Below are 12,376 nucleotides of genomic sequence, written 5' to 3'. Positions count from 1 at the left end.
CGCACAGGCGTCACAAGCGTCGCGGGCGTCACAGGCGCACAGGCGTCGCGGGCGTCGCGTCACGAGGCACGCCGTCGCGCGCGGGCGCGGGCCCGTAGCGCGTACGTGACCAGGGTGCGGACCGGCGCGGGCGGGCGGCGTACGGTCAGGGCCTCGCGGAGCGGCTGATCCAGGAGCGAGGCGGCGAACGCCGGGGCCAGAGGGGCCAGTGGGGCGGGCAGCCGGGCCGCCAGCAGGCCCTTGCTGGTGGCGGCCCAGAGCGCGCGGCCCGCCTCCGTGGGGGCGAAGTGGCGCGTCTCGTAGTCGCGCATCCAGCGCTCCACCCCGGCCAGGCCACCAGCCCCCCGGCCGGCCGATCCGCCCTCCGGGACCGGGAGTTCAGGCATGCCGAGGGCGTCCGCGAGGGACAGATGGAAGACGTACGCCGCGTCCCGCTCCGCTTCGGTGACGCGCCGGTGGCCGTGGGCGTCGATGAACCGCAGGGGACACACGGTGAAGCAGGCCAGTACGTAGTGCATCAGCTCCGGCGTGATGCCGGGCCGGTCGTGGACCCGGCGCAGACCGTCGACGACCCGACGGCCGTCCTCGCTGTCCAGGCCCATGCCGATCAGGGTGAACATGGCCACCCCGGTCGCCTTGGCCCGGCCGCGCGGCTCGTTGGTCATCCGGCCGGTGGCGGCCAGTACGCGCGCGATGTCCGGGATGCCGAAGGTACGGACGAAGCCGAGGGTGAGTCCGACCCGGGACTCCTCCGGCATCGTCTCCAGGACGAGGCGCGCGTAGGCGCGGTACGCGCCGCGCGTTCCGGCGGTCATTCGGCCGCGGTGGCGACGGCCAGCGCCTCGCCGGTCAGGGGGGCGTACAGAGAGCGGGCGACCCGTACCAGGTGTGCGCGCTCCTCGGCCGGTTCCGCGTCCAGGCCCGGCAGCGGAGCCTGGTCCTCGCGCGGGCGCGGCGGGGTCCCGGCGTTCAGCGCCTCGCCCGCGGCCCGCAGCGCGGCGGCGACGATCAGGGCCGCCCGGTCACGGTCGTCCAGGCCGGTCCGTTCGGCGACGGCGGTGGCCGCGGCGACCACCGCGGGATCGACCCACGGCCGCAGTGTCAACTGACCGTCACGGATCTCCAGTCCGCGCCTGGCGGTACGCCACTCCAGGTCCCGGAACGCCAGCCGCTCGGTCCAGGGCGACGGGGGCGCCTCCAGGGCCAGCCTGCGGTCCGCGCGGTACACCAGGTCCCACAGCGGGCGAAGGGCCTGGTAGTCGCGGCGGCGGAGCGTCCAGGCGGCGATGGCCGGTCCGGCGAACCCCGAGGTGATGAGTACGGCTCCGAGCGCGGCGAACGCGGGACCCGCGGCGGTGCTCAGCCACTCCACCCCGTCGACCTCCGCGAAGGCCGCGCCGATCGCGATGAGCTTGCACCCGACATAGCCGCAGGCGACGAGCCCGCCGACGGCGATCAGCCGGATACCGCGGCGCAGCCACCCGTACGGCAGCCCGGCGGCGTGCCCGGAGCACACCCGGCTGATGTCGATCAGCGCGAAGCCGAACAGCACCTGGTAGATGACGAGGAACACCGCGATCCGCGGACTGGTCGCGAAGGTGGTGTCGAACGTGAGAGGGGTCTCCGGGCTGTCCGCTCCCCCGGTGAGGAACAGGACGATCATCGTCGGCACCAGGACCGCGAACACCGCCAGCCGACGCCGCGCCTGCCGCCAGGTGTCGCCCGTCACCCCTTCCCACACGCGTGAGTTGGTGCGCTTCTTCGGCGGGGTCCACATCCGCGCCAGGACCACGACGGAGGCGGAGAAACCCGTGATGCCGAGGTAGACGAACAGCGTCGCCAGGTTGCCGCGGCCCGTGAGGCCGTCGATCAGCCGGTACAGCACCGGCGCCGCCACGACGAACGCGGTCGCGGGGCCCACGATCGTCAGGGCGACGACGAGCAGACCGGGAGACGGTTCCCGGCGCCACGCCAGGAACTTCAGTACGGCCACGACCCAGGCGACCGTACCGATGCCGAGGTAGACCACGTTGAACGGCGCCTCGGGTATGCCGGACGTACCGACCTCAGACATGCTGTCCCTTGCGATGCTCCAGCGCGGGCGCCAGCTGGGATGTCGTCCCGGCCCCGGGCGCCAGCACGAGAATGCGCGTCAACTCGGCCCCCAGGATCTCCGCTTCCTCTTCCGCGGCACCATCGTAGTGCGAACGGCCGAGCACCAGCCGGATCATGTCGGCGTCGATCGTGGGCAGTTCCACATAGGCCGTGTCCTCGTCGACGGCCGGGGCCTCGGCGAGGTGCCCGCAGAGGAGATGCGCGAGTTCATGGCAGATGATGTGGGCCTGGTGGAGGTCCGAGGTCTCCTGCTCGAAGTAGATCACGTCGGATTCCGCGCGGCGTTCGACGAATCCCGACGGCTCGTCCACCCGCATCCGGCGCGGAACCAGCTCCACGGGGCGCCCCGACCGGTCGGCGACCGCGGCGCACAGCTCTTCGACCGTGCTCAGCTGCGGCAGATCCAGCTCTCTGACCATGGCCCGCATCCGGCGGCGGGTACGTCCAAGATCTCGCACGTTCTCCCCATCAGCATCGGCCGGCCGCCAGTGCCCCAACGGCGTCTGCCGGTAGTCGGTCACGCCTCGGAGGAGCCGTCGGGCCGACTGTCGGAGCGACTGTCGGACCGGCCGTCAGGCAGTCCGACAGCCCTCCTCAGTTGTTCCACAACAGTGAGGGCGGCGTCCTGCATTTCGGGGGGAAGGCCGGCTGCCCGCATGGCGATACGTTCCACCCGGGCGTCCCGCAGCGCCTCGATCTTCCGCAGGTCCCGCTCGACGGCCTGGGCGGTGGCGGAGTCGCTGAAGTAGTCCAGCGGGATGCCGAAGAACTTGGCGATCTTCACCGCGTTCTCCAGGCTGGGCTTCTGCGTGCCCTTGCGGAGGTTGCCGATGTAGGTGCCGCTCAGACCGGTCCCCTCGGCGATCTCCGAGTCGCGCCAGGGGCGGCCCAGATCCTTCGGATAGATCACCGAGATCACACGCCGGAAGCGAGCCGCGAAGTCCAGAGGCTCCGACGGCTCTCCACGGTTCCCACGGTTCCCACTGTTCCCGCCGTCGCCGGTGTCGCCAGCGTCGCCAGCGTCGCCAGATGTAAGAGCCGACGCTTCTGAGCGTGGAGAATCCGTGGCCATGTGCCGGATCATAGAACTCTTCGGCACTCGGCGGGGATCACGCTGCCGTACCGATTTACACGATCGTTGCGAATAAGCGGGCCAAAAGACGCACCGCGCACGCAATCGGCGTCGACCACCCACCTTGCAATCAACAATAGTTGACTTCTGCTCGGCGCAAGTAGCAGGATCGACGACGCTGGCGCGTGCACGTCATGAGAGCCCCCCAGTCCCCGGCAGCGGGGCCTGGCTCTGTGGGCGCCGGGCGCCGCTGCCCCACGGGGGTGGGCAACAGCGCCCGGCGTCACGGCCTGTCCGGCGGACAGGCCGAGGCCCTCATGACGCGCTCGCCACGGCTGTGCCGGGCGGGGGCGGACCATGAGGGCCTCGGTGTCTTTACGGGCCCGCGGGCTTCCGGTCCTGCGGGCCCACGGGCTTGCCGGTCTACGGGGTGTTGACGAGCCCGGGGGCCGGATCGTACGTGTCAGGCCACCGCGCCGGTCCTGCGCCTGCGTGCGACGACCACCAGCGCGCCGCCCGCCGCGAGTACGGTCGCGCTCGCCCAGGCGATCGCCGGTGTACCGCCGCTGCCGGTCTGGGCCAGGGCGCCGGTGCCGCCGCCCGCCGTGCCGTTCGGCGGTGCGATGGTCTGGGTCTGCGGCTGGTTGCCGCCCGATCCGCCCGCCGAACCACCCGTCGCACCGCCGGTCGAACCGCCCGTCGCACCGCCCGTGCCGGCCGCGTCCGTCACATGCACCGTGAAGAACGCCTTGTTGTTCGCCTTGTTGGTGTCGAACTCCAACTCCGCGCCCCACTCGGACATATGACGTACGACACCGCGGGTCGTCGCGGGCGCGTCCGCGCCGACCTTCAACACGAACGGCACTGTCGCGACCTTGCCCACGGGGAACGGCGAGCCGATCCAGCAGAGGTAGGCGGGGGCATCGGGATCGGGTTCGGTCGTACCGTCACCGTTCCAGAGGCGGCAGCGCTCGGGCACCTTCACCGCCGTCGTGCCCTTGGGGATGTCGACCAGCAGCGAGATCTGGCCGTCGGTGGTGATGAGGTCGACGGAGCCGGGGCCGTCGTTGCGGATCTTCGCCGCCAGAGTGACGGTGTCGCCGGGGTCGGCGGTGACGGTGTCCCCGGTGACATCGAGGTCGGCGGTGTTGACCGCGTTGACGATCCATCGCCAGCGGTCCGTCGAGTTCCCGCTGGGCGGAGCGCTGCCGTCCGGAACGAGCGCGAGCACAGGCCGGGAGCCGTTGCCGCTCTTCGCGCCCGTCGGCACGGTGGCCGCGAGAGGCGTCACCTCGAAGTCCACGAACTCGAAGAGCGCCGTCTCCTTGACGTCGAAACCCACGGGCGTGGACAGCCGGTACCGCTTGCCCGGTTCGACGGGCGTGCTGATCCGGCACACCGCCTCGGGCAGCGGCCGCCCGCCGCCGGACGGCGGGTCGGTGGTGCCGTACACGCAGTTCGAGAACCGCTGGGCGAAGCCGAGTTCGTGAGAGGTGCCGAACCGCAGTTCCACGCCCTGAGCCGTCAGCGATCCGGTGTTGGCGACGGTGATCGGGGCGTCGAGCGTGCTGCCCGGCTCGGCGGTCTCCGTATCGGCGAGCCGGCTCACGACCAGCGCCACCGCGCCAACGGTGACCTTCACGGTCGTATCGACGACGGTCGCGTTGGTGGACGTGGCGTAGACCCGGGCCGTGCCCGTCGTACCGAGCGCCACACCCGGCTTGGCGCTCATTTCGAGGAGCCCGCCCGCGTAACCGTCCGGAGCGATGTCCGTGACGGGCCACGCGCACACGTCGTCCGGGCAGCTGTCGGGGCCGCGGACCTCGGCGAAGGCGGAGATACCGGATACGTCGATCTTGACGACCACGTCCTTGGCGGTGCCGCCGTCGGGGTCGCCCGGGACGCCCCAGTTGATCAGCGGCGGATCGCTCTCGGCGGGCTGTGGCAGGCCGACCTCGTTCTTGACGACGTGGAACTTCAGGACGGGACCGGCGGCCTTGTCCGGTTTCGAACCGGCCGCCTTGGCGTCCTGCCCGTCGCTCGCCTGGGCGGGCCGCGGACTGTCCGCCTGGGCGGGCTGCGACGGACGCGCCGGGTCCGCCTGGGCCGGGGCACCGACGAGCACGGTGCCGAGGAGAACGACCGCGACAGCGGCCGGGGCGGCCGGCCATCGGCGTTGGCTGAGGCGTCGGCTGAGGAGTGACATCGCGGATACCTTCCCGTTTACCGGACGTTGGCTTCCAGATGTCCTGTGCGACAGATGGGCCTGGTGAATGGTTGTGCGGAGGTGAACACTCCGTTCAACAGGGCTCCACGCGGCGGGGCTCCGCTCAGCCGGGCACGGCTCAGCGGGACTCGGCTCAGCGGGCCCCGCTCGGCCGGGCTCCGGGGCCCGGGGCCTCAGGCTCCGGGGCCCGGGGCTCCGAAGTACGCCCGCCTCAGATCGTCATCGCCTCCTGTATCCAGCGGTTGACGCGGTACGGCAGCCACCACTCCAGTCCGCCGACCGCGAGGACGAGACGCTCCTCGCGGAAGTCGGCGAGCGCGTCCGCCGGCACCGACGCCGCCGAGGCCCCGTACGCCAGGCGTTCGATCGCCTCCTGGTAGTGCGGCTCGTCCACCGTGAACCGGCGGAGATCCCCCCAGCGGCGGTCCCGGATCTGGACGAAGCCCGGCCCCTGCCGCCAGAGACACTTGCCGAGGTAGTGGCCATTGCGCCAGGTCCGCAACGCGTCCTCCGCGGTCGCCGGGTCCACCCCCTCCCCCTCGATCCGCTGCGGCGGCTGGAGGTGGCTCAGGAGCCGGCTGATGTCCTCGGCGGCCGTCGGGCCACGGGCGGGATCCGGGCGCAGGTCCCACTCGACGAGTACCGCGCGGGCCGTCAGGTCTCTGACCAGGCTGAGGGTACGTACGGCACGGGCCGCCGCGTCCGGCGTTCCCGTGTCCGCGAGATCCACGACACCGGACAGCCGGACGCGCCGCGCGCCCAGTTCCCACAGCCGGTCGCACTCCTCGGGGACGGAACCGGTCAGCGCGATCTCGCCGAGGAACATCCCCGGCAGGGCGCAGGCGACGGGATCGTAGTCACGCCAGACGGAGACGGCGGCGGGCGGCGTGAGGGTGGAACGGGAGCTGGAGCTCATCGGGCTGGCCTCCTGGTGCGCCTGAACGGTCGGACGAGGGCTGGTGGAAGGAAGATCGGGAGACGGGTCAGACTCCGGTCATGTGCGGTTCGGCCGACGCGGAGGCCGGTACGGGCGCGGGGGCCGTTTCGGCGTCCGGTACGGGCGCCTCCACCCGAGGCGCGTGCCGGTGCCGCATGAAGTCCAGCCGCAGCAGGTCCTCGTTCACCGCCGAGGGCGCGATATGCACGTACTGCCCGTTGTCGGTGAAGACCAGCCCGAGCGCCACCCAGCGGTCGAGCAGGTCCTGCACCTCCTCCTCCGGGAGCGCCCCGCCCGGCACCCGGCCCGCGGCCTTGCGGGCGAGGGCCGACGGCGTGTGCGGCTGGTCGAGCAGCCGGAACGCGGCGATCTCGTACGGGTCGGTCAGCTCCATGGCCCGCCACTCGAACGCCCGGCGCTTGCTGACCAGGACGATCCGGTCGCCCAGATCGGCCTGTGTGAGGCGCGCGTCGGCGTGGTGCTTGCGCCAGGCGGCGAGGGCGGCGTTGAGCGCGGTGACCGTCGGTTTGCCGATGCCGCGCTCCGGCGCCTCGAAGACATAGGCGAGGCCGTACAGCTCCTCTTCCGGCAGGTCGTAGGTGAAGCGGTAGTGCGCCTCGGGACGCAGCCCGGAGAAGCCCAGTTCGGGCCGGTTGAAGTAGGGGCTGAACCGTTCGATGGCGATACGGGCGGAGAGGTCGACGGGCGGATTGAGGTGTTCCAGCGCCGGTATCTGCGCGATGACCGGGTCGTAGTCCTCCGCGCTCTCCCCGGGGAAGCCGTGCAGATAGTTCCAGGACACCGACAGGCCGGTCTCGGCGCCGTCCCGGAGCATGCGTACGTTCTGGCAGCCGCTGACGCCCTTGTCCATCAGATCCAGTACGCGGCTGTTCAGGCTCTCGATACCCGGCTGTACGTAGATGAGGCCCGCGTCGGAGAGCGTACGGAGGTGGGCGCGGCGCATATTGGCCTTGATCTCGATGTGCAGCCGCAGGTCGTAGCCGCTCTCGATGATCCGCGGCAGGACGGTGGAGAGGTAGCCCATGTCGAGGATGTTGTCGACCACGTACATGTCCAGCACGCGGTGGCGTCGGGCCAGATCCATGATCTCGTCGTAGAAGGTGTCCGGGCTCTTGCTGCGGAACTGCATGAAGGAACCGTTGAGCCCGCAGAACGTGCAGTGGTGCTTCTCGCCCCACCAGCAGCCTCTGGCGCCCTCGACGACGAGCTTGGGCTCGACCCAGTTGCGGGCCACGGACGCGCCGAGGCGTTCGAAGTAGCCGCTGTAGTCGGGCGGCAGGATGGTGGCGGGCGGCAGCGGGCTGGTGGCCATCGCGTTGGCCGTGCTCACGCCGTCAGGACCGCGGTGGCACAGCCCGGTGACGGTGGACAGGTCCGGCAGTTCCTCGCCGAGCGCGGCCAGCAGCCGCGGAAACGCGGCCTCGCCCTCGCCCCGGATCACGTAGTCCACGAACGGGAAGTTGCGGTGGACCGTGGCGCCCTGCTCACCGTCACAGTTGGCGCCGCCGATGACGGTCACGATGTGCGGCGCGAGCAGCTTGACCTGGCGGGCGGCGGCGAGCGCGGCGGTGTTCTGCTGGAAGGTGGAGGTGAACCCGACGACATCGGGTGCCTCGTCGACGATCCGCCGGGCGATCTCCGACACGAACTCCGGCACCAGCCGGTGCAGTTCGCGGGTCATCCGCATCCGGGAGGCGCCGAGCTTCCCCTTCATCGCGGCGGCGAACTCGTCGTCCCGCCAGGCGGGGTCGTCGTAGAGCGCGGAGGAGAAGACCCAGTCGCCGCAGCCCATGAAGTAGGAGGCCAGGGCGTAGTACTCGTAGTCCTCGGCGGTGAATTCCATCCGCCGGGTGATCCAGTCGGTGAATTCGAGGTTGGCGTGCAGGACTTCGGCACTGCCGCCCGGCACGTGCTCGTCCACACTCCGCTTGAGGATTCCCAGGGCCAGCGACGGAAGGTCGATGGGCGACCAGGGCATGTTGACCAGCAGTACGCGCATGTCAGCTCCTCGGGGGACGGCCGGATGACGGGGTGGGACAGGGCAAGGCGTGAGGGGATTCGGGAGACGGGGAGACAGGGAGACGGGGAGACAGGGAGGTAGGCGGAGGGGCGGAGGTAGGCGGAGGGGCGGAGGTAGGCGGAGGGGCGGAGGTAGGCGGAGGGGCGGAGGTAGGCGGAGGGGCGGAGGCACAGCGGTACGGAGGTACGGAGGTACGGAGGTAGGACAACCGACCGCGAGTCGTGGGCGGATCGACCGGCCGGCCCGGAATTCGGTGGCCGCCGGGCCGGCCGGCGAGGATCAGATCAGTCCTCTTCCGCGTCTTCCGCGTTGCGGAACGGGATGGTGACCGTGACGCCGACGCTCGGCTTCCGGTTCTCCTCGTCACCCTCAAGCGGGTCGTTGTGGATGATGTCCTTCTGCATGGGTGGTTCTCCTCTCGGTGTGTTCGGCGGTACCTGTCCCGGCCGCCGCCGTGGTACGGACGCGGCCGGAATCCCCCCTCCGGTCGGCGGGGGGCGTCTTGGGGTCGCGCTGCGGGCCGTACGCGCCGTACGTACCGGGCCCGTTCTGCGTACCGCGCTCGCTCCGCGTGCCGCGCCCGCCCCGCGTGCCGCGCAGCTCGCGGTCGAGGAAGACGACGGCGCGGCGCAGTACGGCGACGTGGTCGCCGCCCTCGTAGCCGTCGTGCCCGCTGTCGAGCCACATCGACTCGTGGCGGGCTCCGGCGGCGCGGAGCGCGGCGAGGTAGCCGCGTACCTGGCCGGGCGGGCACTTGGCGTCCCGGGTGGCGGCGACGACCAGCAGCGGCGCGCGGACGTGCGAGGCGTAGTGGATGGGCGAGCTGCGGGCGTACGCCTCGGGCACGTCGTCGGGTGTGCCCCCGTACAGGCGCTCGTCCAGGGCGCGCAGCGCGGAGGTGGTGGTGCGGTAGGCGGCGACGCCGTCGGCGACGGGCTTGACGGCGACGCCCGCCTGCCACAGCCCGGGGCGGGTGCCGAGGGCCAGCAGGGCGAGGTAGCCGCCCCACGAGGTGCCCCACAGTCCGACGGCGTCGGGGCGTACCAGCCCGCGGCCGATCAGATCGGCGCGGACCGCCACCAGGTCCTCGACCTGCGTGAGCCCCACGCCCGCCCCGAAGGCCCGGCGCCAGCGCGGGCCGTAGCCGGTGGAGCCGCGGTAGTTGACGCGCGCGACGGCGAAGCCCGAGGCCACGAGCGAGTGCACCACGCCGTCGTAGGCGTCGCGGTCGTGGTCGGCGGGGCCGCCGTGCACGAGGAAGACGACGGGCGGCGGCGCGCCCCGGCCCTCGGGGGCTGGGCTCTCGGAGGCCCGGTTCTCCGGGGCTTGGGCGTCCGGGGCTTGGGCGTCCGGGGCCTGGACGTCTGGGGCTTGGCCCTCCGAGGCTTGGCCCTCCGGAAGACCATGGCCCTCCGGAAAACCGGTGCCCTCCGGGAGGCTGAGCCAGGTGTGCACGGGGCCGTCCGGGGTCGGCGTCCACAGATCGCGGTGGTCGCCCGGTACGCGCCCCGGCACGGTGCCGAGGGCCGGCAGCGCGGTACCGGCGGTGGAGTGCATACGCGGCGGATGGGCCGTGTCCGTCCACAGGTAGTGCACATCACCACCGGCGCGCGGCGCCGCGTCCAGCAGGCTGCCGGGCGGCGTCGGCACGCGCGTGAGGGTGCCGGTGTCCAAACGTGCCCGGTGCAGGGTGCTGCGGCCGTGCCGGTCCTCCCGGATCAGGACGGTGCGCCCCTTGTCCTCACCCTCGCCCCCGACCTCGCCTTCGCCCCCGCCCCCGCCCTCGCCCTCGCCCCCGTCCGGATACCAGCGGGCGGTGATCTCACTGTCGAACGCGCACCACGGATACGTACGGATCCCGGTCTCGGGACGCCAACTGGCGAGCAGATAGCGGTCGTCGTCCTCGCGCACCAGCAGCAGTTCGTCGCGTGCCGCGGTGGGTGCGAAGCCGAGCGACCAGAGTCGGCCGTGGTCCCCGGCGCCGGAGAGCACGGCGCGCGGTGTGCCGTCCGCGGCCAGGACGGTCACGGCGTGCGCGGAACCGGCGGGGCCGCTGATCGCCAGCAGGCCGGCCGCGGCGGTGATCCCGGACAGCGTGGCGTGCCGGTCGACGCGCGTCACCTCGTGTGCGGAACCGCCGCGTCGTCCCAGGTGGACGGTTGTCGTACGGCCGTCCCCCAGCCCCATGGCGACGGTCCCGTCGTCACTCACGGCCAGGCCACGCGGGGTCCCCGGGGGCACGCCGGTCAACCCGGGGAGGTCGGGACCGCCGCGGAAGGGCTGGAACCGCCAGCGGCCCGCGCCGTGCGCGTCCTCGTCGAACCACCACACGTTCGCGTCCCGGTCGATCGTGCCGTGCAGGGTGCCGCGCGGCCGATCGGTGACCTGGCGGGCGCGGCCGGTCGTGGCGTCCCAGGCGAACACCTCGCACCGGCCGTCCGCGTCGGCGGTGAACGCCATGAGCGCGGGATCGGCGGCGCAGACCTCGGGCAGGGCGGCGAGGTAGACCTGATAGCGGGAGCCGGTCACGCGCCTCGCCCCCTCGCCGGTACGTCCTTCGTCAGTACGCGTGTGGCCCCGAAGGTCGTGTGCAGAGCGAGCAGGACCAGCACCCCGGCGCACGCGAGCGCGGGCACGGCGGCCCCCGCGTGAGCCGTCAGCAACCCGGACAGCGCGGGCGCCATGGCGGCGGCGCCGCCCGCGGCGGTGGCGAGCACGGAGCCCGCGCGGGCCTGGAGTGCGGGCGGTGTCCCCTGGATGGCGCGGGCCTGGAGGATCACGGTGGCGAGCGGCATGATCAGGCAGAACCCGCCGAACAGCGCTCCGTACGTCCACGGTCCCCCGGCCGTCGCGAGCGCGGCGGCGAGCGGGATCATGAGCCATGACACCGCCACGACCGCCCGTGCGGGGCTGAGCCGGCGCACGAGCCGGGGCGCGGCGAGCGAACCGGCGAGTCCCGCGGCGCCGGAGAGTGCCAGGACCAGACCCATGGGTGTGCCGCCGTGGCCGCGCTCCTGCAAGGTGAAGACGGCGTCGTAGTACAGGGCGGCCAGTACGCCGTTGACGGTGGTGGTCCACACAAGGACCAGCCGCAGCAGGGGCGTTGCCCGGACGAGCCGGAATCCGGCGCTCGCCTCGGCGGCCAGTGCGGACCAGGTGCCGCGCGCGGAGCGCGGCGCGGGCGGTGACACGGGCGATGAGGCGGGCTCGGGCGCACCGTCCGCAGAGTCCGCACCATCCGCAGGGTCCGTGGCGTCCGCAGCACGGTCCGCAGGGTCCGCACGGTCCGCAGGGTCCGTGGCGTCCGCGCGCAGGTCCGAGCGCATGGCCCGGACGCATACGGCCGTGACGACGTACGAGACGGCGTCCAGCACGAAGGGCAGCGCGCGCGAAGCCTGGTACAGCATGCCGCCCAGGGCGGGTCCGGCGACGAGGGCGCCCCGGTCACCCGCCTCCAGCCCGGCCACCACGCGGGGAAGGTTCCCGGGCGTGGAGATCAGGGCCACCGTGCCGCGGGCCGCCGCCTCGTAGCAGGCGGTGGCGGTACGTTCCACGAGCACGGCGGTGAGCAGGTGGACCAGCGACGGCCGTCCCTCCACGACGGCCAGGGCCACGGCCACGGAGCCCATCGCGAGCGCCGAGACCACCGCCGACCAGAACATCACCCGCTTCCGCGCGCCGCGGTCGGCGGGTACGGCGACCAGCGGGCCGAGTACGAGCCCGGTCGCCGTGGACACCCCCGCGACCAGCCCCACCACCGCGGGCGAGTAACCGAGCCCGAGCAGCAACAGCGGCAGGACGACCCCGGACGCCTGACTGCCGAGGGAGTCGGCGGCGTTCGCGCACCAGAAGAGCCGGATGTCGCGGCTGGGCCGCTCGTTGTGCTTGGTGTGCGCGGTGGCGTTGGTCCGGCCCGGAGGTACGGCCTGGACGCGCGTAGCTCCCGATTCGGGAAGAGAAGATCCCATGCGCAGCCCTCCCCGT

Annotated in this window: 9 protein-coding genes; all 9 read right to left on the bottom strand. The window is 72.4% G+C overall.

Annotated elements, in window-relative coordinates:
- Window positions 1–59: 59 nt before the first annotated feature.
- The 9 genes from ACZ7LS_RS14980 to ACZ7LS_RS14940 all read right to left on the bottom strand — a co-directional run bounded on the left by ACZ7LS_RS14980 (window position 60) and on the right by ACZ7LS_RS14940 (window position 12,360).
- Window positions 60–815 carry an oxygenase MpaB family protein gene (locus ACZ7LS_RS14980; protein WP_382524158.1) on the bottom strand — a complete coding sequence of 252 codons (756 nt, stop codon included), beginning with the start codon at window positions 813–815 and terminating at the stop codon, window positions 60–62.
- Window positions 812–2,074: an MAB_1171c family putative transporter gene (locus tag ACZ7LS_RS14975; protein WP_382669079.1), complete on the bottom strand. Its 1,263-nt coding sequence runs from the start codon at window positions 2,072–2,074 to the stop codon at window positions 812–814. Before ACZ7LS_RS14975 ends, ACZ7LS_RS14980 begins: the two co-directional genes overlap by 4 nt.
- Complete coding sequence (locus ACZ7LS_RS14970; RefSeq protein ID WP_382524154.1) at window positions 2,067–2,573, bottom strand: hypothetical protein; 507 nt, start codon at window positions 2,571–2,573, stop codon at window positions 2,067–2,069. Before ACZ7LS_RS14970 ends, ACZ7LS_RS14975 begins: the two co-directional genes overlap by 8 nt.
- Window positions 2,574–2,632: 59 nt before the next feature.
- Entirely contained in the window at window positions 2,633–3,034 is a 402-nt protein-coding gene (locus ACZ7LS_RS14965) for a helix-turn-helix domain-containing protein (RefSeq protein ID WP_382524152.1), read from the bottom strand.
- 616 nt (window positions 3,035–3,650) lie between these two features.
- The gene (locus tag ACZ7LS_RS14960) at window positions 3,651–5,393 is read right to left on the bottom strand and encodes an LPXTG cell wall anchor domain-containing protein (protein ID WP_385131150.1); all 1,743 of its coding nucleotides are present in this window, start codon (window positions 5,391–5,393) and stop codon (window positions 3,651–3,653) included.
- A 232-nt stretch (window positions 5,394–5,625) separates the two neighbouring features.
- Window positions 5,626–6,330, bottom strand: a complete 705-nt coding sequence (locus ACZ7LS_RS14955) for a DUF5825 family protein (protein ID WP_382524148.1) — start codon at window positions 6,328–6,330, stop codon at window positions 5,626–5,628.
- Window positions 6,331–6,397: 67 nt separating this feature from the next.
- Window positions 6,398–8,371, bottom strand: a complete 1,974-nt coding sequence (locus ACZ7LS_RS14950) for a RiPP maturation radical SAM C-methyltransferase (RefSeq protein ID WP_385131147.1) — start codon at window positions 8,369–8,371, stop codon at window positions 6,398–6,400.
- A 390-nt stretch (window positions 8,372–8,761) separates the two neighbouring features.
- Window positions 8,762–10,921 (bottom strand): alpha/beta hydrolase family protein, encoded by a 2,160-nt coding sequence (locus tag ACZ7LS_RS14945; protein WP_385131144.1) that lies wholly within the window; start codon window positions 10,919–10,921, stop codon window positions 8,762–8,764.
- On the bottom strand, window positions 10,918–12,360 hold the full coding sequence (locus tag ACZ7LS_RS14940) for an MFS transporter (RefSeq protein ID WP_385131141.1): 1,443 nt from the start codon (window positions 12,358–12,360) through the stop codon (window positions 10,918–10,920). Before ACZ7LS_RS14940 ends, ACZ7LS_RS14945 begins: the two co-directional genes overlap by 4 nt.
- Window positions 12,361–12,376: the final 16 nt, after the last annotated feature.

The sequence above is a fragment of the Streptomyces sp. NPDC039430 genome (genome assembly GCF_055639435.1).
Note: the sequence above shows the minus strand (reverse complement) of the source record. Positions and strands in the feature narration are given on the sequence as shown.